Origin of the sequence: Rahnella sp. R3(2024) (assembly GCF_042920125.1) — a bacterium.
Lineage (GTDB): Bacteria > Pseudomonadota > Gammaproteobacteria > Enterobacterales > Enterobacteriaceae > Rahnella > Rahnella rivi.
Map to the genome: position 1 here is coordinate 4,472,151 of NZ_JBHGBU010000001.1, position 26,381 is coordinate 4,498,531.

The following is a 26,381-nucleotide window of genomic DNA, read 5'->3' on the forward strand; positions in this document are numbered from 1 at the left end:
ACTATGAGCAATGTGACTATTTATCATAATCCTGCCTGCGGGACATCACGCAATACCCTTGAGATGATCCGCAACAGTGGGATTGAACCCTCGGTTATTCTGTATCTGGAAACACCACCCACCCGCGAGGATCTTATAAAACTGATTGCAGATATGGGGATCACGGTCCGGGCATTGCTGCGTAAAAATACAGAGCCTTATGAACAGTTAGAACTTGATAAAAATACACTCACTGATGATGAACTGATCGACGCCATACTCGCTCACCCAATTCTGATGAATCGTCCCGTTGTGGTCACGCCACTTGGGACATTGTTATGTCGACCATCAGAGATGGTACTCGACATACTTCCGGAATTTCAAAAAGCAGCGTTCACAAAAGAGGACGGCGAAAAAGTTGTTGATAAAGAGGGTCATCGGCTGATCTGAAAGTCACTTTTCTCGTACAAGCCATGGGTGTTTACCGGAACATTTGTTTGTCAGACCCATTTATGAGCCGTTTACAATCCTTATTCGGCTCGTATAATGAGCCAATTAACGTCACTCATCGGCTCACAGGAACGTCAATGGATAACCGGGAATGGATTTGGCAATCACCTGACTGGCCTCAGTTCAATTGGGATGACGATGTCATTCAGCCACAACTGCGTCAGACACGCCTGAAAATGGGCAAACTGGTCGGTAAAGCGGAATCTCGCCCCGGGAAGGATGCTGCTGAATATTCTCTCGATGCGATGCTGAGCAACATTCTTGCATCATCCGCCATCGAGAATGAGCGGCTTGACGCCCATTCTGTCCGTTCTTCGCTGGCCAAACGTTTTGGGTGGACCTGGCATCTTCCGGGAACCACGACGGAACGATCAGAAGGTTTAGCCAAAATGATGATGGATGTATTCAATCCCGGCGCTGGCGAGCTGACTGAAACCCTTCTTTTTCAATGGCATTGCTGGTTATTTCCGGAGCCGGCCCCGGCTTTTTTAAGACGTGGAGATTGGCGCGGTGACGCAACAATGCGTGTTGTCTCAGGCCGGATCGGAAAGGAAAAGGTGCATTATCAGGCTCCGCCACGCGAACAACTTTCCGCTGAGCTGACGGCGTTTCTGCAATGGTATAATCAGTCACGATATCGCGCCGCTCTGGATCCCCTTCTTCGCGCTGCGCTGGCTCATTTCTGGTTTATCACGTTGCATCCTTTTGAAGATGGAAACGGCCGGATCACCAGGGCACTGACCGACATGGCGTTATTCCAGGCTGACCATGAAAGTGTGCGTTTGTATGCCGTTTCGGAAGCCATTCTGAACCATCGTAAAGAGTATTATGACGTGCTGGAAACCACACAGCGCGGAACGATGGATTTGACGGTCTGGCTTAGCTGGTTTCTGAAAATGCTCGAAACCAGCGTAGATACGGCGATCATGCGCATTGATCAGACGCTGGTTAAAACACTTTTCTGGCAGCTGCATCACAGTAACGGACTGCCCGCTGAACAGGTTAACGTTCTGAATCGTCTGCTGGACGGAGGCGAAAACGGGTTTGCCGAAGGGATCAACGCGGGTCAGTATCAGAAAGTGGCGAAAGTCAGTAAAGCGACAGCTACCCGCCATCTGGCTGATCTCGTTGCGCGGGGCTGTCTGACAAGAACCGCAGCGGGCGGACGCAGCAGCCGGTATAAAATCAACGACACCTTTTCACACCCTAATGGAAACTTTATGAAAAACATCACTTTTTATGGTCGCTTTGAGGCGGACATTCTTGCAGGCCGTAAAACGATTACACTGCGCGAAGCCAGCGATGCAAACTTTTCAGCCGGTGATAAGGTGCGGGTAAGCCGTTATGAAGATAATGTTTTTTTCTGCAATATCGAGATTATCAATGTGACGCCGGTGCAATTTGACGCGCTAAATGATACCCATGCGTTGCAGGAAAATATGACGTTGCCGGAACTGAAACAGGTCATCAGCGAGATTTATCCGGGGCTGAAAGAACTGTTTATGCTCGAGTTTCGTCTTATTTAACGCTAAAAACACGCCGTGCTGAAACCGGCGCGCCCTGCTCTTCTTCAGCCCTGCCAGCGTGACTGACGGATAATGGAACAGAAATTCCCCCTGATAAATTCAGGTTCTTTATCTGCAATAACGTCTGCTTTTACATTACCAAAGGTCGTTTGCGGCTTATTTTTTATGCCGTCATAAAATGCCTGAATAATATCTTCTTTAAATGTCGCCGTGCGGGGATGTGTATTCACCACCGCATGGCGAACGTCCTCTTCATACGCCTGATAATTGATGCCCAGTACGTCCATTTCCACTCCTGCCGTGACCAGCGCGATCACCGGATCCATAAACTCGGGTATACCGGGCGTGGTATGCAGCGCGATGGCGGTCCAGACTTTGTCGATGTCCTGCCCGCTGATGCCATATTGCTGCATGAATTCCCGCGCGGTATTGGCACCGTCCACTTCAAAACGTTTATCACAGCTGCAGTGTTCGTGAGTCAGCCCCATGTCATGGAACATGCAGCCAATATAAAGTAACTCGTGATCAACGTTTAACTGACGAGCCTGCCCGGCGAGCGCGGCCCAGTAATATACCCGGCTGGAATGATGAAACAGCAATTCCGATTCGCTATCGCGAACCCGTTCTGTGGCGTCGCGGCACATTTTGCTGTCAGGGATACGGATGCCATTAATTGTGAGACTCATGATATTTCTCCTGTGGGATTGAATAAACCCAGCGTAAGCCGCAGTATGAATGTCATCAATCGACGTAGTAATACGATTTAAGACATTACGCCGTTCTGCGACAGGAAAACGATCAATGCCCAAACACATCATTATTCTGGCCGTCCCCGGCGTACAGATGCTGGACGTTTCCGGCCCGATGGATGTTTTCGCCGAGGCCAATCAGCAGCGTGGCCGCGAAGTGTATAAACTCAGCGTGATGGCGATAAACGACCCGATCGTTACTTCGTCTTCAGGCACACGGATCCTGGCCGACATGATTCTGGACGCCCCGCTTCCCGATAATCTCGATACCTTTCTGGTCGCCGGTGCGCCTTCACTGAACACGTTTTCGAGCGACGATGCCTTAAAGAATAATCTCTGTCGCTGGAGCCATCATGCACAGCGTTTTGGCTCAGTGTGCAGCGGAGCCTTGTTGCTTGCCGCCGCAGGACTGCTGGATAACCGCCGCGTAACCACTCACTGGGCGGTTGCGGAAAAACTGAGTCAGGAATATCCACGGGTGTGTGTCGAAGCAGACGCTATTTTTATCGCTGACGGCGAACTGCGCACAGCTGCCGGTGTGACGTCCGGGCTGGATCTGGCGTTAAGTATGGTTGAGGAAGATCTCGGGCGGGAAACGGCGCGCAATGTGGCCGCTCAGCTGGTGATGTTCTTCAAACGCCCCGGCGGGCAGCTTCAGTTCAGCCGTCACGGTCAGGCATCGCTGAGTGGCCGCGCCGCGTTGCAGGATGTTCAGCGCTGGGTGCTGAGTTCCCTGGACCAGCCGCACAATGTCAGCACGCTGGCACAGCATATGGGGCTGAGTGCCCGCCACGTCACGCGGTTATTTAATCAGGAAATGAAACAATCACCGGCAGAATGGCTGGAACAGCAACGGATATTTCATGCCCGCCAGATGCTCGAAACCGGCGGTCTGGCCATGAAACAGATAGCCTCGCAATGTGGATTTTCCAGCGTGGATATCTTACGGCGGGCCTTTATGCGCCAACTTAACGTGACACCGTCACAATATCAAAAACAGTTTTTATGACTCACTATAGCCCGATAAATCAGGCCTCTGCGGCAACCTGCGCCCGCCTGAAACACTCAGGACGGTGAGTGTTGATAAGGCCGGTGGCTTCCATCCAGGCATAAACAATTGTCGGACCGACAAACTTAAAACCGCGCTTTTTCAGGTCTTTCGAAATACGTTCTGACAGCGCATCTTTGGTGGGCACCCGCCCCACATGTTGAATGGCTTTACCGCCGATCTGCGTCCAAATCCACTCACCGAAATCTTCGTCGGCCTGCTGCATTGCCAGATAAACCCGCGCATTGTTTATCACCGCCGTAATTTTACTGCGTGAGCGGATGATATCGGCGTTGTTCATCAGCTTTTCGATATCATCTTCGGTGAATTCAGCGACTTTTTCCGGCTCAAACTGGCAGAACGCGAGACGCAATGCCTCACGTTTTTTCAGCACAATCCGCCATGACAGCCCCGCCTGAAAGCCATCCAGCATCAGTTTTTCCCACAACGCACGGCTGTCGCGCACGGGTTTACCCCATTCGTTGTCGTGGTAGTGAATCATGAGATCGTCCTGGAGATTCCAGGGACAACGGACGGGAGCATGGGTCATGGCGGAACTCGGGCTGATGGGTTTTGCGTAGTCTACCCGAGAACGGTCTTCATTATTCAGGGAAAAAATAACCCTCGCACGCCCCTGTGGTTTTATGAATTTTATTCATGATGGTTTCATGAACCACCGGCAGGGTTCAGCAAATATTCATGAACCCTGCTGATTAACCCCGATTTTTACTCTCCCTTGATTTCCCTCCCAGGCGCCTTAAAAACAACCGCTGCACATTTCCCCGAAGGTTAGGTGTGCACATTTAATTATAATACTCTACACTGTATGTTGTAACTAACCGGAGGGGATATGGCAGATTATGATTTGATCGCTCGTATGAATGGCTGTTTTAACGAGCTGGAAATGGCGTTGCACGACCTGGGGAATTTCCTGAGCAGGCTGGAATTACTGCAGGCGCGGGTGTTTGCCTTGCCGGACATCGCTAAAGGCGAAGAACATAATCCTGCGGATAAGATTTCTGTTACCCCTTATCTCGGTGAAGCCGCGCAGGAGATGGCGTTGCAGCATTTTCAGCGGCTGTTCATTCATCATAATAACGAGAATATCAGCAGCAAATCCGCGGTCCGGTTGCCCGGCGTGCTGTGCTATGCCGTTGACCCCGCAGAGCACCAGTCTGCCCTGCTGCTGATCGAAGAAGTGAACAAACTTAAGGCGGAACTTGAGCACATTGTCACCGTTGAATCCGGGCTGGCCCGCGAGCAGCGTTTCGAGTTTGTGCACACCCATTTGCGCGGCCTGATTACCCTCAACGCCTATCGTTCCGTGACCTTTTTAAATGACCCGGATTCGGTGCGCTTTGGCTGGGCCAACAAGCACATTATTAAGAATGTCAGCCGGGACGAAGTGCTGGCGATGCTGGAAAAAAGCCTCAATGCCGGACGCGCCGTGTCGCCGTATACCCGTGAACAGTGGATGGAAAATATCAACCGCGAAATGATTGATGTGAAACGGCTACCGGAACATGCCGCGCTGAAATTTAAACGTCCGGTGAAAGTTCAGCCCATTGCCCGCGTGTGGTATCGCAACAGTCAGAAACAGGTGCAACACCCCTGCCCGCTGCCGCTGATCGCATTGTGCCTGCGTACGCCGATGATGCAGGTACCGAAGCTAGGCGAATTGCCGGATTACGACGTCACCGCCATCAAACACAAGTACAAACCGCAGTCTCAGCCGCTGAGCCTGCTGATCAAACGCCTGCATTTATATACCGACCATCCGCTGTAAATGAAAAAGGTCCGGCAAGCCGGACCTTTCTGGTGCACAGGTATCAGGGAAACTTATGCCTTCATGCTGCCGACCATGGCTTCCGGTCTGACCCATTCGTCGAACTGTTCTTCGGTCAGATAACCGAGTTTCAGCGCAGAACCTTTCAGGGTCAGCCCTTCTTTATGGGCTTTCTTGGCGATTTCCGCCGCTTTGTCATAACCGATATGGGTATTGAGCGCCGTCACCAGCATCAGCGATTCATTCAGCAACTGCGTAATGCGGTCACGATTTGGCTCAATGCCGACGGCACAGTGTTCATTGAAACCACGCATTCCGTCGGCCAGCAAACGGACAGATTGCAGATAGTTGTGGATCACCAGCGGGCGGAACACATTCAGCTCGAAGTTACCAGAAGCGCCACCAATATTGACGGCGACATCATTTCCCAGCACCTGCGCGCAAAGCATGGTCATGGCTTCACACTGCGTCGGGTTCACTTTGCCTGGCATGATCGAGCTTCCCGGTTCGTTTTCCGGAATGGAAATCTCGCCAATGCCGCAACGCGGGCCGGAAGATAACCAGCGAACGTCGTTGGCGATTTTCATCAGCGAAGCCGCGAGGCCTTTCAGTGCGCCATGCCCATGCACCAGCGCGTCGCAGGTTGCCAGTGCTTCGAACTTATTCGGCGACGTGACGAACGGCTGTTTGGTCAGGTCAGCCAGCGCTTTCGCGACGCGAACCGCATATTCAGGGTGCGTATTCAGGCCGGTACCTACCGCCGTGCCGCCCAGCGCCAGCTCCGCGATGTGCGGAATACTGTTTTCAATGTGCGTGACATTATGCGCCAGCATCGCCACCCAGCCGGAAATCTCCTGGCCCAGGGTCAGCGGCGTGGCATCCTGTAAATGTGTCCGGCCAATTTTAACGATATCGCGATAGGCTTCGGCTTTCGCTTGCAGCGTTTTGTGCAGCACTTTCAGCTCAGGCAGCAGCGTTTCACGCAGTTCAATCACCGCTGCGACGTGCATCGCAGTCGGAAAAACGTCGTTGGAACTTTGGCTTTTGTTGACGTCATCGTTCGGATGCACTTTACGCGCTTCGCCGCGCTCACCGCCGAGGATCTCACTCGCCCGGTTCGCCAGCACTTCATTCATATTCATGTTGGTCTGGGTGCCGGAACCGGTCTGCCAGATGGAAAGCGGGAACTCTTCAGGATGTTTATTCGCCAGCACTTCATCGGCAGCGGCAACAATGGCGTCGCCCCGCTCGGCGGGCAGCAAACCGAGATCCATATTGACGCTGGCGGCCGCACGTTTGGTCAGGGCCAGCGCGTGGATCAGCGCCGTGGGCATTTTTTCAGAGGAAATACGAAAGTGTTCAAGCGAACGTTGCGTCTGTGCGCCCCAAAGCTTATCTGCCGGAACATCGATAGGCCCCATTGAGTCTTTTTCAATGCGAGTCGCTGTCATTGTTGTCTCCTTAGATAGTTATTTTCGAATGAGTGTCTGTGTTTTGTGCAGGATTTTCAGCCGCCAGTTGCGCTCCCACGCGTTCATCAGCGGCCTGACGAGTATAGTGACATATAAGGCAAGCGTATTACCCGTTCCTTTTACATTGAAGAGATTGCGCCATCACCGCACTTTTTGACCCTTCACAGTTGTAAAGGCCGCCCCGTCATTGTTTACTAGCGGGTAGAATTTTCCATTCAGGATGAAGCAATGCAAAAGATGCATAACGGTGTACAAAATTACGCCTGGGGCAGTAAAGACGCGCTGACAGAACTTTATGGCATTACCGATCCGCAAGATCGTCCGATGGCGGAATTGTGGATGGGTGCTCACCCGAAAAGCAGCTCTCAGGTTGAGAATGCCGCCGGTGAGACCATTTCCCTGCGCGATCAAATCAGTGCCAATCTTGAGGGGCAGTTAGGTAAAAAAGTCGCCAAACGTTTTGGTGAACTGCCTTTCCTGTTCAAAGTATTGTGTGCCGATCAGCCGCTGTCAATTCAGGTTCATCCAAGCAAAGGCGCAGCCGAGCTGGGTTACGCCAAAGAAAACGCCAACGGGATCCCGCTCGATGCGGCTGAACGTAACTATAAAGATCCGAATCACAAGCCGGAACTGGTCTATGCCCTGACCGAGTTCCAGGCCATGAACGGTTTTCGCGAGCTGCGTGAAACCGTTTCCTTGCTGCAACCGGTCGCCGGTGCCCATCCGCTGATTGCCAGCTTCCTGTCTTATCCCGATGTTGACCACCTGCGTACCCTGTTCGCCGGGCTGCTGAGTCTGGAAGGCGACGATAAATCGCGGGCGCTGGATGTGCTGAAATCCGTCCTCAACGATCAGCGCGGCGAGCCGTGGGACACCATCCGCAGCATCGCTGAATTTTATCCGCACGACACCGGCCTTTTCTCTCCGCTGCTGCTGAACGTGATTACCCTGCAACCGGGCGAAGGCATGTTCCTGTATGCCGAAACGCCGCACGCCTATCTGAAAGGAGTGTCGCTGGAAGTGATGGCGAATTCCGATAACGTCCTGCGCGCAGGCCTGACGCCGAAATACATCGATATCCCTGAGTTGCTGGCTAACCTGAAATTCAATGCCAAACCGGCCAGTGAATTGCTGACAACGCCGGTGGAAAAAGGCGCGGAGCTTAACTTCCCGATCCCGGTAGAAGATTTTGCGTTCTCCATCCACAGCCTGTCTGCAGAGCCGCAAACGCTTGAACAAAACAGCGCGGCGATTGTCTTTTGTATCGAAGGCCAGAGCGTGCTGGTGAAAGACGGCCAGACGCTGGTGCTCAATCCGGGTGAGTCCGGCTATATTGCGGCCAATGAATCGCCGGTCAGCATAAGTGGCAACGGGCGCATTGCCCGCGTGTTCAATACCCTGAGTTAAGTATCCGGTCATTAAACGAATTGGGGCTAATGGCCTCAATTTGATGATTTTTTTACTGATTGAGCTACACTCAGGAGACTAATAACGCCGCAAGGCGTTTTTTGTTTTCGGGACATTTCATAAGGATAAACAGAGATATGAAGAAGTCGTTAGTCGCTGTAAGCGTCATTGTCGTCCTTGGCGCAGCCTGGACAGGCGTCTCGTGGTACACGGGTAAACTCATCGAACAACATATGGATGAAGAAGTCGCGGCGGCCAACAGCCAGCTGCAGACTGCTTTCCCGAAAGCCGGTCTGAAAGTCAGCTATCAGGATTACCAGCGCGGCGTGTTCAGCAGCAAATTGCGCATCGTTTTGCAACCTGATGCCGCTGCGGCCACCGCAGGTACCAGCGCACTGAAAACCGGTGATGAAATCGCGTTTATCGAAACCGTCGATCATGGCCCGTTCCCTGCCGCTCAGCTGAAGAAATTCAACCTGATCCCGAGCATGGCCTCGGTGCATTCCGAACTGCAAAACACCCCAACGCTCAAACCGTTGTTTGACGTGACCAAAGGCCGCTCGCTGATCACCGCGGATACCCGCGTGTCTTACAGCGGCGCGAGCGCTTCGGCCATCGACATTATCCCGGTGACCTACCAGAAAGAAGAGAGCCAGCTGCAATTCTCCGGCGGCACCATCAATGTGGATGTGGATAAAGAGCTGACGGCGATGAAGCTGAAAGCCGACATCGAAAGCCTGGCGATCACCTCTAAAAACCAGTTCGGTCAGCTTGAAAAAGTGACGCTGGCCGGTTTGAACATGGACAGCGATACCCAACAGGGTAAATTCCAGGTCGGCGTGGGCGATCAGAACCTGAGCATCAAACAGATTCTGGTGAACGTTGACGGGAAAGACGCGGGCTCCCTGGATAACTTCAAACTGGTGAGCAAATTTGCTGAAAACGGCAATAACATCGGCGGCCAGCAGGATTACACCATTGATGCGCTGAAAATTCAGGGTGCTGATTTCGGTTCTGCCAAACTGACGCTGAAGCTGGACAAACTGGATGGCCCGGCCCTGAAACAGTTTGCTGATAATTACAATCAGCAATCCCGCGCCCTGCTGATGCAACAAGGTGAACTGGATCCTGCGGTTTACCAGCAACAAGCCGCCGATATGCTGCTGGCGAATCTGCCACTGCTGCTCAAAGGCAATCCAAGTATCAGCATTGCACCGCTGAGCTGGAAAAACAGCAAAGGTGAAAGTACCTTCAACCTGCATCTGGATCTGAAAGATCCGGCCGCTACACCTGCGCAAACGCAGGATCAGATGTTGTCTAATCTGGTCAGCAAAATCGACGCTAAACTGAATGTTCCGCTGGCGATGGCGACCGAAGTCACCACTCAGGTGGCTAAACTGGAAGGTTACAGCGGCGATGACGCCACCAAGCTGGCACAGCAGCAGGTTCAGGGTCTGGCAGCCATGGGTCAGATGTTTAAACTGACCACGGTGAAAGATGACACCCTGACCAGCAGCTTCAGCTATGCGGATAATCAGGTGGATCTGAACGGTCAGAAGATGACGTTGCAGGAATTTGCCGGTATGTTTGGCCTGTTCGGCGGCCCGACTGCTCAGCCACAGTCTGAAGCCCCTGCGCCTCTGGCACCGCCAGTCGCTCCGGTTCCGGCTCAATAATTCTGATACCGCCGCATTAAACGTTAAGTACGATAAGAATGAAAAGAGGGGAATGTCTTCCCCTCTTTTTTTATGCCTGAACCTTTCGCTTATTTAAAATCAGCATACGGCGTTAAAGGTTGCGGCGGCAGATCCAGACTGCCTTGCCAGCCCCCCATCGAATACCTCGCGTACAGTAAATAATGGCTCGGCGTGTAATCTTTCGCCTGCTGAATGTCGATACCCGCCCCGACCGTCCAGTGGGCGCTGACCCTTCTCTCCAGCAAGGCCTGCACGGTGTAGCCGAAACCGGAACCGCTGCTGCCGGACTCAACGGCACTTTTATCCGTTAACGTATCGGGGATCAGACTTTGGATCGGGTAACGTTTTTGGCTGCTTGTCGATGACTGTGACCAGGAAACCGAGCCGCCCAGTTGCCATGACCAGTTTTCCGTGCGCTGGCGATAATTCACCGGCACCGCCAGCGAGAAATAGCGCTGCGGGCTGTAATACCCGCCTTGTCCCAACGTGTAACCGCTGAGATCTTTCTGGTAATGCCAGACCATCGAACTCAGGCCGACGGTCGCCCGGCGGTTATCCTCGTTGATGACCTTATAGTAATAGCCGCCCATCAGCCGCTCACGGGTGTTGTCCGCCACATTCTTACCGGTCAGCTGATGCGCACTGATGTCTGCCCAGACGCCGTTGGCTTCGCCCTGATCGTAACTCAGACCGAGGCTGGCACCGGTGGCGCGAACGCCGCCCCAGGTGGTATTGGTGCCCGGATCTTTCGCTCCGGCAAAGGAGAGCAGTGAGCTGGAGATCGGGCGGCGCGAGACGGTGGTGGTCCAGCCGAGTGTATCCCAGTCGCCGCTGTATGCCAGCCCGCCGACCCAGTCAACCACCGGGAAGCCGAGCGGCGTGGTGCCCAGATCCCCTTTCCATTGTTCATTTTCCCAGCCCGCCGCCAGACTCAGGCCATTGGCGTTCTGACTGCGATAACGCCGGCAAACCTGATCGGTACAGGTACCAAAGCTCTCTTCAAAGTTACCGTTCTGATGATCAAACGTTCCCGCATCCATCCGCACCCAGTCAGCGCGCAGGAAACCTCTGCCCTGATACACCGGCATATCGGCCTGAAACATCGTGGTATTGGCGGTCAGGTCGGATTTACCCGGCGTACCGCTGGACGCCCAGGAGTCGGTATCCACCGTGAAGCTGACGTCCTGCTGACGGTACAAATCATGGGCATCGGAGCGGATGCCGCGTTTAAGCCAGTCATCCCCGGCCTGCTGACGTGTCAGTCGGGTGTAACCGTCGTTATCTTCCGGCACCTGCGCCGTGATGCCGCTGGCCACCATCGCCTGCGCGTAATCCTGGCGGGCGAGATCGGGCTGACCGAGCTGTTGTTCAACGTTCGCCGCATTACGGTAAATCAGCGCTTTATCCTGCCCTGCGGGTTGCTGGCGGGCGGCCATTTTGAGTGGCTGCAATAACGCATACGCCCTGCTGGCTTCGCCGACATCCAGCCAGGCCGTCGCCACCCGGCGCTGCTGATTAAGACTCAGCCCGTCAGCCGGCAGATCCGCCTGTTGCAGACGCTGTTTCGCCAGTGCGGTATCGCCCGCCGCCAGGGCAGTGTCGATACCTGAAAGTGTTTTATCGAGCCGGATGCGCTGTGCCATTTCGCGCATATTGGCGTCCCATTGGTTCTGCGGCAACGTCTGTAAGTGGCGCAGCGCCGCTTCATCGCGGTCAGAACCCGAGAGGTAAAGCGAATAGGCATAGACCTGCTGCGGATCGGCCGGTTTTTTCGCCGCCAGCCGGGTAAATGCGGCATCTGCTTTGTCCGGATGCCCCGCTTCACGCAGCGCACCGGCGTAGTGATATGTGCTCCAGACGTCGTCCGGGGTCAGGGCCAGCACCTGCGCGTAAAGGGTGGCGGCCTGATCCCACTGACGTGCTGCCACCGCTTTTTCCGCCTGCGCGGTCAGCACATCGCTTTGCAGGCTTTTCTGACGATCGCTGAACGTTTGCCGGGAAGCGGCAGGCAAAGTACTGAGATAATCGAGCGCTTTTTGCGGTGACTGCCGCTGATAAATGTTCACCAGCCCGCGTTCGGCGCTGCTGTTGTTGGGTTCCAGCGCCAGCGCACGGCGATAAGCCTGTTCGGCGAGCAGATCGTTTTTACGTGCCACGGCCACATCACCGAGGCCAATTTGAGCCCAGGGATCGCGGGCGTCGATGTGCTGAGCCTGCTGATAGGCGCTTTGCGCCCGATCTAACTGCCCGGCCTTGAGCGCGTTATCGCCCTGCTCAATCCTGAGCCAGTAGCTGTTGGTGTCGATCAGGCTGTTCCATTTACTGGTGTTATAACCATCCTGTTCGGCTGCCCTGGCGCGCTGGAACATTACCAGTGCCTGCTGACGGTTGCCGGAACGGGAATACGCCAGCCCCATCGCGCCGAGCACTTCAGCGTCGTTAGGTTTTGCCTGCAAGGCCTGACGCAGCGGCGCAATGGCCGCCGTGGAGCCGCCTTTTTCTATCTGCGCCAGCCCTTTGATCCGTGCCTGATAGTGAGGATCGGCAAGCATCGCCTGCTGTCTCTGGAGTTCCTGTTGGGCGGCGATCACCTGAGGGCCGGTATCGAAGGTGGCGATAAACGCCTGCAACGCATCGACACTGGCATTCGCCACCGGCTGCGCCCTGATGCGCGCCAGCCATAAATCTGCGGCAGGCGACCGCCCTTCATTGGTGGTGGCAACCTGTTTCACCAGCGCGACCCCACCGGCGTTGTCACCGGCATCAAACGCCATTTGTGCCAGTTGCAGCCGCAACTGCACATCACCGGGATATTGTTGATTGAGTGCCTTAAGCTGCCCCTGCGCACGGGCTTTCTGACCCGGTAACCGGGCGACCAGTTGCCAGTATTCCACGGCGAGATCGAGGGTTGGCGGCTGCCCCTGAAATAACGCATCGTACTGCGCTTTGGCTTCGTCGAGACGTCCGGCGGTCGCCAGTAAGCGCGTTTGCTGGAGTTTCTGCTGCATGTCCGGCGAGGCAATCCGCAGGCTCAGCTGCGCCTGCCGGAAGTCGTCAGAATCTGGCGCGACCTGCTGAATTTTTTGCAATTGCTGTTTCGCACCGGCCTGATCCCCTTCGCGCAGTAACAGCCGCAAACGGGCGGAAAGCACCTGCGGATTCTGAGGATCCATCAGTTCCAGACGAAAAAGCGACTGACGCACCAGATCTTCCTGATGGCTGGCTTCACCGACGCGCACCTGTTCCAGCAACCACTGCTCAGGGGAAACCACCGGTGCGGCCCCGGTCTGTGCGCTCAGCAGCGCCAGCCCCAGTGTCAGGGCCAGCCTGTTGAATGTGAACGGCGTCTTGCGTGGGGTGTTCACGGGCTTATTCCTGATCGTCTTCATACAAACGACGACGGCTCAGGGCACGCAAGCCACTCCACAGCAAAATAGCCGCGAGAATCACCACGACAACCGCCATCACCGCCAGTAAAACCGGATGTGTTGCCAGCGCATTCCAGACGCGCTCCCACCACGGCAGATGCCCCACGTAATAGGTATCGCCGACTTTGAGACTGGTGGTACCGGAATCACGCACCACCGCCACCGAGCCGTAAACCAGCGCACGCTGTTTGGTGTCCTGCAAAGACTGATTGAGCATGTCAAAGCCCTGCTGACCATTCGCCATCAGGGCAACCACGCTGCGTTGTTCGAAATACGGCGACTGGAAACCGACAACCGCCGCCACAGGGCCCTGTGCGGTGATCTGCGCACTGGCATCGACGCGGGCATCGCTGGCCGGTGCGGCGTTATCCGGCAGCGGTGTCTGGCGGATTGGCGTGTTGATCGCATCCCGTGCCGCATTGATCAGCAGATTGGCTTTTTTATCATCGCGCATACTGTCATCACGTAAATCCGCCGGTAATTCACCCACCACCAGCAAATCGGCATCCGTTGATTTGGCTTTCGCGGCATCTTCGGTCAGGCTGACGCTCAGCGCCGGATAACCGGTCAGCGCGCCGATATTCCCCAGCGCATTAAGCAGCGTGGTCAGTTGCACCGGCTGCGGTTGCGGCTGAACCAGCAGCAGCGTCTGAGACAAATCCGCCATGCGGCTGAACGGGAAACCGGCATTGGCAAAGGCGCGTAAATCCGGCATCGCCATAAAATGACGATAACCGGAGAAATCGATGGTGGAGCTATCGTCGATCACCACGTGATTCGGCACGGTGGTATAGGTTTCGCAACGTCCTTCGGTGCCGCTCGCCAGCAGCGAGGTGTAATCAAAATCAAAGCGCATCTGGTTGACTGCGCCGAGTTTCAGCGCCGGAATGTTCAGGTCTTTGCTGCCATCGAGCAGCCCCTGTAACAGCGACAAATACAGTAACTGAGAATCTTCATCGTGACCGGTTTTCAGGGTCAGATCCTGCATAAACTGGTTATTCAGGCTGATGCTCAGCCGTGAGGTATTTTTCAGCTGCGGCGAGGTATAGCGGTATCTGAGACGCATATCGATACCCGAACTGTTGATCAAAAACAGATCCGGCGGCAGGTTGATGTTCAGGGTGATCGGGTTTGGCTGAATGCCGTCAGACTGCAACTGTTCGGCATACTGTTTCAGTTCACCAAAGTTCATCGGACGATCGGTGCGTACCCAGTTTGGCGCGTCATACGGCTGACGGGCCTGAACCTGCTCCACTTTATCCACACCCACGGTCTGCCCGCGGAACAGAATATTGCCCTGAGCGATGCCTTTTACCGCCGTCAGCAGATCCTGATCGTCACGGCCCAGAATCAGCAGCATTTTAACGTACGGGTTATCCGCCCGGCTGATCATCTGCACCACCGGCCCTTTTACCGGCGGCATCTCTTTGAGGAAATCAGGGCGTTTGTCGTTAGTGGCAAAGACCACCGCATGGCTGTCCGGCAGCTGGTTATACAGGGCCGGGAATGACTGACCGCGCCACTGCGCTTTGGTACCAAACCAGGACGCCAGAATGGCCGCTGCCTGTTGTTGTGTGGCATCCGGCGAGGCGGCAAACACCATCGGCAAATCCAGCGGCCGGCTGTCGCGGGCATCGAAGAACGGCACCGGGAAATGCGCCAGATCGTTGCTCAGCGGCAGCTTCTGGTATTGCAGGCTGAGCGAACTGCCCTTACCAAGCTCCAGCCACAGCGTGCTGTTAGCCGGGTTTTCACAGATATTCTGATAATGACCGATAAACTCCAGACGGATGCGGTTGAAGTCGGTCACATAGCGCGGGTCAATCACCATTTGCAGATGATTTTTCTTGCCGAGCTGGTCTTTATCGATGACTTCAACGCCCATCAGCTGATCGTTGAGATAGACCTTCAGATGCGACTGGACCGGAATGAGCGACGGCGACGGCGTGAACTCCAGATTCAGCGTCGCCTGCGTCACCACTTCGTCGCTGCGCACGCCGAACTCGATCTGGCCGTTGGGCTGGATGCCGCGCAAGGTTATCGCGCCCGGCGTCGGTGCCACATCGGCAAACGGCAGCGTCAGGCTGCGCACCGGTGCGCCAGGGATGATCATCGGGTTGACCGCAGGCGCGACCATCGGCAGTGCCACCTGTGGCGGCGTCGCAGCCGTTTGCGGCAATACCGCAGCCGTGGCCTGCTCGCCATAAGCAGAGGCCGCAGAACCCAATGCCAGTGTCATCAATGCGGATGCCATCAAAGTCGTCAAAGGAAGTCTTTTCATTATTTTGTCATCATCAGGGTTGATTCATCAGGCTGAACGGACAGCGGCGGGTTACGCGGCGCAAAAGAGAGCAACCAGCGGCCAAACGTCTGGGTTTTGGAGGCCAGTGGCCGGTAGCGCTGCGGGGCGATATCCAGCATTCGCATATATCCGCGGATCCCCAGCCCCAGCACTTCCCGCAGACTTTCCATCGGTTTGTCTTCCGGGAAGCTGTCTTCGCGTAATACCCAGCTGTCTGCCCGGGCAAAGGTACATTGAATAAAATCGATGTGTTGTTGTGTGGTTAACGGCAGAAGTTGCATCCCCATACTTTGGCCGAAGACACGGCTGACCTGCACCGGGAAGGCATACTCCTGCTGGCCGCGATGCAGAATCAACGTGACGTTGTCACCGGCATTGAAATAACGGGCACTCTCCGTTTCCAGCCCGACGCCGTTGTCGGAGTAATCCTGTACGGTACACACATACAGATGGCCGTCAGGGCGCAGCAGCGACGCCGGCATTTTGGCGTCTACGCGGTGCGCCTGACGCACCTGCTTGGATTCAAACGCCACAGCGATCGCCCCGCCGAGAATGATCATGTTGTAAATCACCCATGCCATGCTCACCAGCACCGTCAGCAATTCATCCGCCTGACCATAAATCGCGCGATAAATACCAAAGAACAGCCCGGCCAGATTAAGCAGCATCAGCACCTGATAAGGACGGCTGATTTTCCAGTCGACGTAAGCGTGTTTATTCAGCCCGCCTTTCGCGGTGACGTTAAAAGTGCCGGCGTGAGGATTAAATAACGCCACAGTCGTCGGCCTGGCGATGTACCAGGCCAGCACGGTTTCGTAAATCTCGTTCCAGAATGAATGACGATATTTGCCCTGCACGCGGGAGTTGGTCAGGCTGGCGTGGATCATGTGCGGCAGAACATACAGCGCGATGGCCAGCGCAGGCGCGTAAATGACATAGGCATGCATCAGCAGGAAAGCCAGCGGCGCAGTCAGGAAGATCAGGCGGGGTATACCGGCCAGAAAGTGCATCATCGCGTTGGCATAACACAACCGCTGCGCGAGTTTCAGGCCTTTGCCGAACAGCGGATTATCCAGACGGAATATCTGCACCATGCCGCGCGCCCAGCGGATACGCTGGCTGACGTGCGCCGCCAGGCTTTCCGTTGCCAGCCCTGCGGCCTGCGGAATGCGGATATAGGCCGAACTGTAACCGTGGCGGTGCATACGCAGCGAGGTGTGGGCATCTTCGGTGACGGTTTCAACCGCAATGCCGCCGATCTCATTGAGCACATCACGCCGCAACACCGCGCAGGAGCCACAGAAGAAGCTGGCATCCCACAGGTCATTGCCATCCTGCACCAGCCCGTAGAACAGTTCGCCTTCGTTAGGCGTACGCCGCATACGTCCGAGGTTTCGTTCGAACGGATCCGGCGAAAAGAAGTGATGCGGCGTCTGCAACATGCTGAGTTTTTTATCTTTAAAGAACCAGCCGACGGTCAGTTGCAGGAAAGAACGGGTCGGAACATGGTCGCAGTCAAAAATGGCCACCAGTTCGCCCTGCGCCTGCTTCAGCGCGTTATTAATATTCCCGGCTTTGGCATGTTCATGGGTTTCACGCGCGATGTACTTAATGCCAATCTCATGGGCGAAATCGGCGAACTCCGGCCGGTTGCCGTCGTCCAGCAGATAAATCGTCAGTTTGTCGCGCGGCCAGTCCAGCCCCAGCGCCGCATACAGCGTCGGTTTCACCACGCTGAGATCTTCGTTATAGGTGGGGATCATTAAATCAACCGTCGGCCAGACGCTGACATCCGCAGGCATGGGCACCGGCTTACGGTTCAGCGGCCAGATGGTCTGCACATAACCCAGCACCAGCACCGTCCACGAATAGGTTTCGGCCAGCAGCAACAGCAATCCGCAGGTCAGGCTCAGCGGATCGTCCCAGTTCAGGGTCGAGGTATAGCGCCACCACAGGTAGCGACAGGAAATGGTCAGCGACAGCACAATCAGCATCAGCGCCGGGAAACGGCCAGGGATTCTGCGGATGATCATCGCAATGCTCCACAGCAGCACCACGAAAACAAACTGCGCCGGGTAACCGAACGGCTGAGAAATGCAAAACATCGCCAGCGTCAGCGCCACCAGACCTGCCAGCAGTATCAGCACCCGTTTTGCCACGCGGTTCATGGTGCTGACGCGGCGCACCACTCTGGCTTCCAGCGGATTTTGTTCCACCTTCACCGGCAGCGCTTCCAGCCAGCTGTAGAAGCGGTCGCGCAGCCGCTGCGGCCAGCGGGTGTAAGTGAAACGTTCGCGCAGGCCGTTGGAGGGAATGATGACCATCAGCCACAGGCTTTGCAGCAGGTAACGTAACGGGTCGGCCAGTTTCGGGCGGTCGGCAGAAAGTTGCGGATACCAGCGGGCGCGTTGTCCGCTCACCCGTTGCCACGACGGCGATTCAAACCGTAAAAACAGCCAGCTCAGGGCGATGCAGAACACCATGGTCGCGGCGGCAACCGGTGACGCGTGATGGCTGCGGTAGTGGCGATAGCGGCTCTGCAACACGGAGATCACCGGCGGGACCAGCAAAACGTTCAGCAGGCGGCTCATGCGCTGGCGCTCCGCCGATCGTCATGGCTGCGCAAATTCAGCAGGCACCAGCTTGCCAGGGTATTGAGTTCCCGGCTGATCTTGCTGTTGGGATCCCACTCGCCTACCGGCTGTTTGGCCGCCAGCGATTCGGCCATCGATTCGTCACGGTGCAAAACGGTCGGCACCAGCGACGCCAGCGTTTCCTGCCAAAGCAATAAAATGTCCTGCTGCAGTTGGCTGGAGGTCATGAACTGATTCACCAGATAACGGCCATTGGCCGGCAGCGCGTGCTGATGTAAACGCACGTGCGACTGCGTATCGGCGTGCAGCAACATCAGCGTGGCGTCGGCCACCGTCTGCGCAGGCAAAGGGTCCGCCGCCGGTGAATCGATGAGGATCCAGTCATACACGCCGGTGTTTTTCAGCTGGCGAATCGCGCGCGGCCAGTCAAAAGGTAATGACAAATCGCCACAAGGCCGGACATTGCCATAAGGCAGAAAATCGAGTCGGGGATGATAACGCAGGGCCGATGCCTGCCAGGCGGTACCCGCATGATGTGCAGCACACCAGCCGCGGGACTGTTCAAACGGCATACCGAAATGCAGGCGCAACAAGTTATCCGGGGAGAAGTCGATCACCAGAACCTTTTCATTGAGCTGTGCAAGGGCCCAGGCCAGCGCAGCCGTCACGCAGGTGGTGCCCGTGCCGCCCCGAAAACCCTGTAACGCGATAACGGCCATGATTATTTTTTCTCCGCGTCAGGGGGCGACAGCTCGTCGAGTTTTGCCAGTTCGGCCAGCAGCGGCCAGCGCGACATCAGTTGCGGAATTTTTTCTTTGCGGCCGATATCGACATAATTTAATTCAGAGACAGAAAAATAGTGACTCAGTGCATGAAAATCGTTGTCTTTACTCGAATCGGATTCGTCTGAGTCTATAATATTGGCGCCCAATGGACCCCCTCCCTGCATTCAATCTCGCACTGACGCCACACCACGCAAAAATTGCCCTGCGGGGTTAGGCATTTTAGTATCAAAACATTATTGTGAAGATTTATGATTATTTAATGTAGCAATGATAGAATTTATTATACTCACATTTAGATTGTGTCCCTAGCAGACTTTTAATCGAACCCGAATACAAGCAGATATAACTCTATGGCACCCTCCTTTTCTTTAGGCATGTCGCAATTCTGGAATGGATTAGCGGAAATGCAAATTCGCGGTCTTTACTGGGTCAATGCAGACAGCCAGGAGGCCGCCTATCGGCTCTGCGGGCAGGTTATTGAGGCACAACATGACGTTGCGCCGGTCAGCGTGGTGTTTCCAGAGCACAATTTAATTTGCACGAATGAAGAAAACCGGCTAGAGGCTGACGATGTTATTTTAACCAGCCTGACAAAGCCGCGCAAACAGGTGGCTTATTATCAGCTCGGCAAAAAAATGAAAGCCCTGCTGGCATTGCCGTCTGATATTCATCGTTTACCTAACTCAAATTCGGCATTATTGATTTTATTGATCCCCGCGACTTCGTGCCTGGCATTAAACGATAAACAGCTCACCCGTTGGGTACGCGAAATGAGTATAGCCTGCGATAATAAACGCAGCAGCTGTCTTATTATCTGCTATGGCAGCGGTATTAATACCGTTAAAACCCGTCTGCATTTATACCACCGGCAAATATGTGGCCTGGCCGAGATTAAAACGGACGTTCAGCCCAATCAGTGGGGGGTTTCCTGGTGGCATGACAATGTCATTTCACAAGCCAATACCCTCTACCCGCTGACCGTACGCGAAACCGGCTGGGAAATTCAAAAAAACACGCCCACCCTGGTTGCCGGGCAAACCGGTGACGATCAGTGGATGTTGCTGGCAGAACGCAGCGTGCTGGAAGGCGCACCGCCGCTTTCTGAGCGCTGGTTCCTGTTCGATGATAATGCGACGTTAGCCGAAAGAGCGGCGCATGCCCGCGCGGCGACGGTGGTTTTTGCCCTCGGCGGCAACGATGAAGTGGAAGTGATCGCGCGCCAGATCCACCGTCTGCGGATGCAACGCGGCAACAGCCTGAAGATTGTCATTCGCGAAATGAACTCTTCGCTGCGGTATGTCGATCAGCGGCTGTTGCAGGCCTGCGGCGCCAATCTTGTGGTACCCCACGCGGCACGGCTGTCCAATTTCCTCACCCTGCTCGATGATCTGCAAAACCTCAGTTTCACCCGCCACGTGCCGGAAGATATCGAGGTGCTGCTCGACAGCCGGTTACCTACCCATCACAAAGGCTATCTGCCCTTACCGGCGTTCTGCACCGTGATGAAAGATATCTGGACGCACGCCTCACTGGCCACCGAATCACGCGGGATTTTGATCTCCCTGCGCCCGGCCAGTGGCATCAGCCCGCAGCAGGCGATGTCGCTGTGTTCCCTGCGTCGCGACGGCGACATTCTGACGGTGACAGAAAAACACCTGTATCTGTTCCTGTCTAACTGCCAGGTCAGTGATGTCGCAAGCGTGCTCGATTTCCTGTTTACTTTGCCGGTGAAAGAAGTGTTCACCAGCCAGACATTCTGGAGCCAGGAACGGGATATTCAGACCGAGGTGCGTCGCCTCGCGGCCAAACCGCCAATGGCGCAACCGGTAGCAGGCGCGGAAGCCTTTGTGACGCATAAAACCGAACCCCTGAAACGCGCGCCTGTCCATCAGCCCGTCGCTGTCACGCTGGCCGTCAGTGATTCACCCGTCATCAAGACGCCGGAGTTATAAAATGTCTGTCAGCGATATCATTGAGATTTTTATATTAGCGGCGATCCTGTTTATCCCGCTCGGTTATGCCCTGCGCAGCCGTTTACCGCGCTGGAAAAACAGGCTTGCCACACGGTTCCTGCGGCCGCGCTATCTGACCCCCATCACCCTCAGCACGGTGAACAAACATCGCCAGCGCACAGCAAAAACTGATACTTCTCTCGCCACCGGGAAATCCAAATCGTCACTATGAAAGAATCACAACCTTCCGCACCCCGTCTGCGGGTCTGGCAATCCTGGCGCGGTCTTGGCGCATGGAACTACTACTTTCTGCTCAAATTTGTGCTGCTGGCCCAGGGCTACCTGAATTTTGATGCGCTGAGCAACCTGATTTTCGCCGCCGTACTCCTTTTCCCGCTGCCTTCGCTGCGGATGCACCGCTGGCGGCAGTGGGTGGCTTTGCCGTTTGGTCTGGCGTTGCTGTATCACGACACCTGGCTGCCGGGCTGGCGTTCCATTGTCAGTCAGGGCGCAGATGTCACCGGATTCAGCATGGGTTATCTGCTGGAGCTGGCCGACCGCTTTATTAACTGGCAGTGGATTGGCGTGGGTTTTGCGCTGCTGGTGGGCTATCTGTTCATCTCGCAGTGGATCCGCCTGACGACCTTTACGGTGGCGGCATTACTGTGGGTAAACCTCAGCTTCCTGGTCACGCCGTTGTTCACGCCCGCCGCAGTCACGGCGGCGGTGGATAAACCGGTCGCCGCGCAACCGGCAGCCTCTACCGCCACGACGAATACGGTCAGTGGCCCGCCGACGGATGCCAATCTCAGCGCCTATTTAGAGCAGTTCTACCAGAATGAAAGCCGCCGCAACGTCCGCTTCCCGGATGCCCTGCCGGCCGATGCCCAGCCCTTTGATCTGCTGGTGATCAACATTTGTTCACTGGCATGGGCAGATCTGGATGCAGTTAACCTGTCCAGCTCACCGCTGTGGTCACGCTTTGATTACGTGTTCAGCCGTTTCAACTCCGCCACGGCTTACAGCGGCCCGGCGTCTATCCGTCTTTTGCGCGCCAGCTGCGGTCAGTCGTCTCACCATAATTTGTATCAGGCTGCCGGGCAGCAATGTTACCTGTTCGACGATCTGGCGCGTCTGGGCTTCACGTCCCAGCTGGCGATGGATCACACCGGCGAGTTTGGTAATTACATCGGCAACCTGCGCGACGACGCAGACATGAAATCGCCACTGATGTCGCAGGCCGGTCTGGGGCATGAACTGACCTCTTTCGACGGCTCACCGATTTTCAACGACGGGCAGTTGTTCTCCCGCTGGCTGGAGAATCAGCAAAAAGCCGGAACCGCGCGCACTGCGACCTTCTTTAACCTGATCCCGTTGCACGACGGCAACCGTTATGTGGGCAGCAATAAAAGCGCCGACTACCGCAGCCGCGCCCAGACGCTGCTCAGTCAGCTGAATACCTTTATGGATCAGCTTGATAAATCAGGCCGCAAAGTGATGCTGGTGGTGGTGCCGGAACATGGCGCCGCGCTGGTCGGTGACAAAATGCAGATTTCCGGTCTGCGCGATATTCCCAGCCCTGGCATCACGCACATTCCGGTGGGTGTGAAATTTTTCGGCATGCAGGCACCGCACGGGTCAGCACCGATAAAAATCGATACGCCAAGCAGCTATCTGGCGATTGCCGACATGGTGTCCCGCGCCGTTGACGGCAAGGTCTTCACCACACCGTCAATGGACTGGAAAACCTTCAGCGCCAACCTGCCGCAGACGCCGCTGGTGTCTGAAAATGAAAACGCCGTGGTGATGGAATATCAGGGGAAAATCTATATCCGCCTGAACGGCGGCGGATGGGTACCCTATCCGAGTTGATTGCCTGCTCATCTTCCTCACGTCCTCCCTCTTCGCCGGGGGAGGAGCAAACCCCGCTCCCCCACAAAAACGCAAAACAGTGATATTATTCACACATTCAACACATTACCCCTGGATATTTCCATGTCTGCTCCTCCGGATTTACTTCGCCTGAACGATGTCGCGTTCACACTCAATGACACCCCGCTTCTTGAGCCTGTTTCTCTGACCCTCAATCCCGGTGAATTCACCCTGCTGACCGGGCCGTCGGGCAGCGGTAAAAGCACGTTGCTGAAAATCATTGCGTCGCTGTTAAACCCGACCGGCGGCAGCATCTACTTCAAAGGTGAAGACATCAGCCGGATAAAACCGGAGGTGTATCGCCAGCGGGTGTCGTATTGCTTTCAGACGCCGTCACTGTTCGGTGAAACCGTGTTCGACAATCTGGCGCTGCCGTACCAGATAAGACAAAAAAAGGTGGACGAGGCACTGCTTCGCGCCTGGCTTAAACGCGTCCACCTGTCTGAAGATATGCTGACCAAAAATATTCAGGAACTCTCGGGGGGCGAAAAACAGCGGGTCGCCCTGCTGCGTAACCTGCAATTTCTGCCGGATGTGTTGTTGCTTGATGAAATCACCAGCGCGCTGGATGAAGACAACAAAGAAAACATCAACTCGATCATTGCCAGCCTGACAGAACAGAAACAGCTCGCCGTGCTGTGGGTCAGTCACGATCAGAATGAGATCCGCCACGCCAAAAACGTCATCACCCTGTCACACACTTCGCCTGAGAACGCCGTCAATGAATCAGCATAATATTACTAACGAATCTCTGGCCCTGGCGCTGGTTCTGGTGGTGGTCGCCCTGCTTATCAGCAGTAAAGAAAAACTGGGGCTGGAAAAGGACATCATCTGGAGCGTGGCCCGCGCCATCGTGCAACTGGTGATCGTCGGCTATGTGCTGAAATACATTTTCGATCTCAACAATGGCTGGCTGACGGTGCTGATGGTGTTATTTATCTGCGTGAATGCGGCGCTGAATGCCAGAAAACGCAGCCGCAACATTGATAACGGGTTTGTTATCTCGTTTGTCGCGATCACCGCGGGCACCACGCTGACGCTGACGATTTTGATCCTGACCGGATCCATTGAATTTTTGCCCATGCAGGTCATCCCGATTTCCGGCATGGTGGCGGGGAATGCGATGGTGGCGGTGGGATTGTGTTACAGCAATCTGAATCAGCGGTTTCTCGACAATCAGCAAAAAATTCTTGAGATGCTGAGCCTTGGCGCCTCGACCAAAATTGCGTCAGGGAGGATAATTCGCGACAGCATCCGTGCGGCGATGATCCCGACCGTGGATGCGGCGAAAACGGTGGGTATTGTCAGTTTGCCGGGCATGATGTCCGGGCTGATTTTTGCCGGTATCGACCCGGTAAAAGCCATCAAGTATCAGATTATGGTGACATTTATGTTACTGGGCACCGCCAGCTTATCGACCATTATTGCCGGGTACCTGGCCTGTCAGCGTTTCTACAACGATCGCGCTCAGCTGCGCCGCCTTAAGTCCTGATAATGCCCTGTTGCGCCCGCGTTCTGCGGGCGCTGTCTGCCGGTGTTACGCGCTATAAATCGGACAACACCTGCCGCAGATTCACTTCTGTGCTGGCGGCATCATCAAGGTCTAAAACGCCTTCGAGATCGTCCAGGTGTTCCAGCATGATGTCTGCCGCCTGAGCCGTGTCTCCCGCTTCCAGCGCGTTAATGATCGCTTCATGTTCATCGCACTGGCAGGAAGGCACTTCATTGCGCTGGTACAACGCGACAATCAGAGAGCTGCGCACCATCAGATTCGACAGGATTTCGCTCAGCACCTTATTGCCACAAATCTCGCCGAGGATCAGATGAAACTCACTCAGCTCGCGCACAATGGCGCGGCGATCTTCTGATGCCGTGGCATCGCGTTCGTTGCGCATGTGACTGCTGATCCGCTGACGATGTGAACGCAGGATGTCCGGCGTAATGCTTTCCACAATCGCCCGCTCAATAGCCCGGCGGGCAATGAACACTTCCCGCGCTTCCCGTGCCGTGGGTTGTGCAACCATCGCCCCGCGGTTGGGTTCAATCGTCACAATGCGTTGCATCGCCAGACGCTGAAGCGCGACCTGTACGTGATTACGATTGGCGTTGAGGGCTTCAACCAGCTGCGACTCCACCAGACGCGTGCCCGGCCTCAGCCGTTGCTGCCCGATGGCTCTGGATAGGATTTCGGTGATTCGCTGAACTTCCAGTTGTTTCGCTGTTGTAGTGTGAGTGCTCATGGAATGGGATATTGCCTCTTGTGCCTGTCTTTCTATTTGCGCCGTCTATGCGCGTAAATTAGCACTCTTCCTGAACGATTTCAGTCGTAAATCATGCACTACCTTGTAACAAAACAACACACCTGAGGCATTGCTCTTAACATACAAATGCGCTCAGCACTGCTTTCCCGCGATCAAAAAAGCAGTGCTGGCGTGGCGGTTTACTGCGTCACAGCGTCTCTGACCGGCGTATCACCGCCGCGAAGTTCCCACTGTTTGCCAACGGACGAGGGGGCATTCAGCACCGCCACGACCACCAGCGCCACATCTTCGCGGCTGACGTCGCCCCTTCCGGCGTGCTCGTTGAGCGTCACCAGGCCGGTTGCCGGATCATCCGTCAACGGCCCCGGACGCAGAATGGTCCAGTCCAGCCCGCTTTTGCGCAGTTCGATATCGGCATCACGTTTGGCCTCGACATACGCTTTCCAGACCGGATCGGTATCGGGTTTCAGCGGTTTATCCACATCCACCGCCGAGATCTGAACATAGCGGCGAATGCCTGCAAGCTGCGCGGCTTGCGCCAGCAACACCGAGCCTGCGTAATCGACCGTGCGTTTACGCTCTGCCGTCGAACCGCCACCGGCACCGGCGGCAAACACCACGGCATCTGCACCCTTAAGCGCCGTCGCCAGCGCCTGCGCTGTAGTATTTTCGATATCCAGCAGAACGCCTTTGGCGCCCAGCGCGTCCATTTGCGCAAGCTGTTCGGTTTTACGCACAATCCCGATGGCTTCAAGGCCCTGCGCACGCAAATGTTTGATGATCAGTTTGCCTATCTGACCGTGTGCTCCCACGATTGCAACTTGAGTCATTACGCCTCCTGACGTTTTCATTTCAGTTCCCTTTAACTGTAGCACATCAAATTTCACGGTTTATTAGCGCACAGAGCCGCAGGCTTTGCGTTGATCAGACTGATTTTCCAGCCCTCACCGATT

General features: G+C 55.3%; 21 protein-coding genes and 1 pseudogene. 12 read left to right on the top strand and 10 right to left on the bottom strand.

Annotated features, from left to right (window positions below; all coding sequences use genetic code 11):
- The first annotated feature begins 3 nt into the window (after positions 1-3).
- The 3 genes and pseudogenes from arsC (at position 4) to yqfB (ending at position 2,015) form a co-directional block, all read left to right on the top strand.
- A complete protein-coding gene (arsC, locus tag ABSH60_RS20285; protein ID WP_390975568.1) occupies positions 4-429 on the top strand; it encodes a glutaredoxin-dependent arsenate reductase in 426 nt (141 codons plus the stop codon).
- A 137-nt stretch (positions 430-566) separates the two neighbouring features.
- Positions 567-1,673, top strand: a pseudogene (locus ABSH60_RS20290) (Fic family protein); the annotation flags it as partial.
- A gap of 36 nt (positions 1,674-1,709) precedes the next feature.
- Positions 1,710-2,015 (top strand): N(4)-acetylcytidine aminohydrolase, encoded by a 306-nt coding sequence (gene yqfB / locus ABSH60_RS20295; protein WP_390975839.1) that lies wholly within the window; start codon positions 1,710-1,712, stop codon positions 2,013-2,015.
- A 44-nt stretch (positions 2,016-2,059) separates the two neighbouring features.
- Here the strand turns inward: yqfB and ABSH60_RS20300 are convergent, their stop codons facing one another.
- Positions 2,060-2,701, bottom strand: a complete 642-nt coding sequence (locus tag ABSH60_RS20300; RefSeq protein WP_390975570.1) for an HD domain-containing protein — start codon at positions 2,699-2,701, stop codon at positions 2,060-2,062.
- A gap of 115 nt (positions 2,702-2,816) precedes the next feature.
- Between ABSH60_RS20300 and ABSH60_RS20305 the strand changes: the two genes are divergently transcribed.
- Entirely contained in the window at positions 2,817-3,773 is a 957-nt protein-coding gene (locus ABSH60_RS20305; RefSeq protein ID WP_390975572.1) for a helix-turn-helix domain-containing protein, read from the top strand.
- A 19-nt stretch (positions 3,774-3,792) separates the two neighbouring features.
- On the opposite strand, the gene ABSH60_RS20310 is transcribed toward ABSH60_RS20305, so the two are convergent.
- Positions 3,793-4,362 (bottom strand): DNA-3-methyladenine glycosylase I, encoded by a 570-nt coding sequence (locus ABSH60_RS20310; protein WP_390975574.1) that lies wholly within the window; start codon positions 4,360-4,362, stop codon positions 3,793-3,795.
- Positions 4,363-4,662: 300 nt separating this feature from the next.
- Here ABSH60_RS20310 and tus point away from each other — a divergent pair, with 300 nt between their 5' ends.
- Positions 4,663-5,598 carry a DNA replication terminus site-binding protein gene (gene tus / locus ABSH60_RS20315; RefSeq protein WP_056770569.1) on the top strand — a complete coding sequence of 312 codons (936 nt, stop codon included), beginning with the start codon at positions 4,663-4,665 and terminating at the stop codon, positions 5,596-5,598.
- Between the two features lie 53 nt (positions 5,599-5,651).
- Here tus and fumC read toward each other — a convergent pair whose 3' ends face one another.
- Positions 5,652-7,049: a class II fumarate hydratase gene (fumC, locus tag ABSH60_RS20320; protein ID WP_217203605.1), complete on the bottom strand. Its 1,398-nt coding sequence runs from the start codon at positions 7,047-7,049 to the stop codon at positions 5,652-5,654.
- A gap of 249 nt (positions 7,050-7,298) precedes the next feature.
- On the opposite strand from fumC, the gene manA reads away from it, so the two are divergent.
- The gene (manA, locus tag ABSH60_RS20325) at positions 7,299-8,477 is read left to right on the top strand and encodes a mannose-6-phosphate isomerase (protein ID WP_390975577.1); all 1,179 of its coding nucleotides are present in this window, start codon (positions 7,299-7,301) and stop codon (positions 8,475-8,477) included.
- A 137-nt stretch (positions 8,478-8,614) separates the two neighbouring features.
- Entirely contained in the window at positions 8,615-10,153 is a 1,539-nt protein-coding gene (locus ABSH60_RS20330) for a DUF945 family protein (RefSeq protein WP_390975579.1), read from the top strand.
- Positions 10,154-10,242: 89 nt separating this feature from the next.
- On the opposite strand, the gene ABSH60_RS20335 is transcribed toward ABSH60_RS20330, so the two are convergent.
- From ABSH60_RS20335 to bcsR, 5 genes are read right to left on the bottom strand one after another with little or no spacing between them, the layout of a single operon-like run.
- Complete coding sequence (locus tag ABSH60_RS20335) at positions 10,243-13,539, bottom strand: cellulose synthase subunit BcsC-related outer membrane protein (RefSeq protein ID WP_390975581.1); 3,297 nt, start codon at positions 13,537-13,539, stop codon at positions 10,243-10,245.
- 4 nt (positions 13,540-13,543) lie between these two features.
- Entirely contained in the window at positions 13,544-15,883 is a 2,340-nt protein-coding gene (gene bcsB, locus ABSH60_RS20340; protein ID WP_390975583.1) for a cellulose biosynthesis cyclic di-GMP-binding regulatory protein BcsB, read from the bottom strand.
- Positions 15,883-18,495 (bottom strand): UDP-forming cellulose synthase catalytic subunit, encoded by a 2,613-nt coding sequence (gene bcsA, locus ABSH60_RS20345; protein ID WP_390975585.1) that lies wholly within the window; start codon positions 18,493-18,495, stop codon positions 15,883-15,885. Before bcsA ends, bcsB begins: the two co-directional genes overlap by 1 nt.
- Positions 18,492-19,217 carry a cellulose biosynthesis protein BcsQ gene (gene bcsQ, locus ABSH60_RS20350; protein WP_390975587.1) on the bottom strand — a complete coding sequence of 242 codons (726 nt, stop codon included), beginning with the start codon at positions 19,215-19,217 and terminating at the stop codon, positions 18,492-18,494. The genes bcsA and bcsQ overlap by 4 nt, the downstream gene beginning before the upstream one ends.
- A 2-nt stretch (positions 19,218-19,219) precedes the next feature.
- A complete protein-coding gene (gene bcsR / locus ABSH60_RS20355; RefSeq protein ID WP_056770546.1) occupies positions 19,220-19,429 on the bottom strand; it encodes a cellulose biosynthesis protein BcsR in 210 nt (69 codons plus the stop codon).
- A 204-nt stretch (positions 19,430-19,633) separates the two neighbouring features.
- Between bcsR and bcsE the strand changes: the two genes are divergently transcribed.
- From bcsE to fetB, 5 genes are all read left to right on the top strand, one after another.
- Entirely contained in the window at positions 19,634-21,235 is a 1,602-nt protein-coding gene (gene bcsE / locus ABSH60_RS20360) for a cellulose biosynthesis protein BcsE (RefSeq protein ID WP_390975589.1), read from the top strand.
- A gap of 1 nt (position 21,236) precedes the next feature.
- Positions 21,237-21,467: a cellulose biosynthesis protein BcsF gene (gene bcsF / locus ABSH60_RS20365; protein ID WP_122095278.1), complete on the top strand. Its 231-nt coding sequence runs from the start codon at positions 21,237-21,239 to the stop codon at positions 21,465-21,467.
- Positions 21,464-23,107, top strand: coding sequence for a cellulose biosynthesis protein BcsG (bcsG, locus tag ABSH60_RS20370; protein ID WP_390975592.1), 1,644 nt, complete (start codon positions 21,464-21,466; stop codon positions 23,105-23,107). Before bcsF ends, bcsG begins: the two co-directional genes overlap by 4 nt.
- 123 nt (positions 23,108-23,230) lie before the next feature.
- A complete protein-coding gene (gene fetA / locus ABSH60_RS20375) occupies positions 23,231-23,902 on the top strand; it encodes an iron efflux ABC transporter ATP-binding subunit FetA (protein WP_390975594.1) in 672 nt (223 codons plus the stop codon).
- Positions 23,889-24,659: an iron efflux ABC transporter permease subunit FetB gene (gene fetB, locus ABSH60_RS20380; RefSeq protein WP_056770531.1), complete on the top strand. Its 771-nt coding sequence runs from the start codon at positions 23,889-23,891 to the stop codon at positions 24,657-24,659. Before fetA ends, fetB begins: the two co-directional genes overlap by 14 nt.
- 52 nt (positions 24,660-24,711) lie before the next feature.
- Here fetB and ABSH60_RS20385 read toward each other — a convergent pair whose 3' ends face one another.
- Both ABSH60_RS20385 and ABSH60_RS20390 read right to left on the bottom strand, forming a co-directional pair.
- Positions 24,712-25,407 carry a GntR family transcriptional regulator gene (locus ABSH60_RS20385; protein ID WP_056770529.1) on the bottom strand — a complete coding sequence of 232 codons (696 nt, stop codon included), beginning with the start codon at positions 25,405-25,407 and terminating at the stop codon, positions 24,712-24,714.
- 200 nt (positions 25,408-25,607) lie between these two features.
- Positions 25,608-26,258, bottom strand: a complete 651-nt coding sequence (locus ABSH60_RS20390; RefSeq protein ID WP_390975597.1) for an NAD(P)H-binding protein — start codon at positions 26,256-26,258, stop codon at positions 25,608-25,610.
- Positions 26,259-26,381: the final 123 nt, after the last annotated feature.

Bases quoted from the DNA above. Each gene is read 5' to 3' on its own strand.
- fetA (WP_390975594.1), top strand. From the start codon at position 23,231: ATGTCTGCTCCTCCGGATTTACTTCGCCTGAACGATGTCGCGTTCACA.
- ABSH60_RS20305 (WP_390975572.1), top strand. From the start codon at position 2,817: ATGCCCAAACACATCATTATTCTGGCCGTCCCCGGCGTACAGATGCTG.
- ABSH60_RS20390 (WP_390975597.1), bottom strand. From the start codon at position 26,258: ATGACTCAAGTTGCAATCGTGGGAGCACACGGTCAGATAGGCAAACTG.
- manA (WP_390975577.1), top strand. From the start codon at position 7,299: ATGCAAAAGATGCATAACGGTGTACAAAATTACGCCTGGGGCAGTAAA.
- ABSH60_RS20300 (WP_390975570.1), bottom strand. From the start codon at position 2,701: ATGAGTCTCACAATTAATGGCATCCGTATCCCTGACAGCAAAATGTGC.
- yqfB (WP_390975839.1), top strand. From the start codon at position 1,710: ATGAAAAACATCACTTTTTATGGTCGCTTTGAGGCGGACATTCTTGCA.
- bcsQ (WP_390975587.1), bottom strand. From the start codon at position 19,217: ATGGCCGTTATCGCGTTACAGGGTTTTCGGGGCGGCACGGGCACCACC.
- bcsG (WP_390975592.1), top strand. From the start codon at position 21,464: ATGAAAGAATCACAACCTTCCGCACCCCGTCTGCGGGTCTGGCAATCC.
- fetB (WP_056770531.1), top strand. From the start codon at position 23,889: ATGAATCAGCATAATATTACTAACGAATCTCTGGCCCTGGCGCTGGTT.
- fumC (WP_217203605.1), bottom strand. From the start codon at position 7,049: ATGACAGCGACTCGCATTGAAAAAGACTCAATGGGGCCTATCGATGTT.
- bcsB (WP_390975583.1), bottom strand. From the start codon at position 15,883: ATGAAAAGACTTCCTTTGACGACTTTGATGGCATCCGCATTGATGACA.
- bcsA (WP_390975585.1), bottom strand. From the start codon at position 18,495: ATGAGCCGCCTGCTGAACGTTTTGCTGGTCCCGCCGGTGATCTCCGTG.
- bcsF (WP_122095278.1), top strand. From the start codon at position 21,237: ATGTCTGTCAGCGATATCATTGAGATTTTTATATTAGCGGCGATCCTG.
- tus (WP_056770569.1), top strand. From the start codon at position 4,663: ATGGCAGATTATGATTTGATCGCTCGTATGAATGGCTGTTTTAACGAG.
- ABSH60_RS20385 (WP_056770529.1), bottom strand. From the start codon at position 25,407: ATGAGCACTCACACTACAACAGCGAAACAACTGGAAGTTCAGCGAATC.
- ABSH60_RS20310 (WP_390975574.1), bottom strand. From the start codon at position 4,362: ATGACCCATGCTCCCGTCCGTTGTCCCTGGAATCTCCAGGACGATCTC.
- bcsE (WP_390975589.1), top strand. From the start codon at position 19,634: ATGGCACCCTCCTTTTCTTTAGGCATGTCGCAATTCTGGAATGGATTA.
- arsC (WP_390975568.1), top strand. From the start codon at position 4: ATGAGCAATGTGACTATTTATCATAATCCTGCCTGCGGGACATCACGC.
- ABSH60_RS20330 (WP_390975579.1), top strand. From the start codon at position 8,615: ATGAAGAAGTCGTTAGTCGCTGTAAGCGTCATTGTCGTCCTTGGCGCA.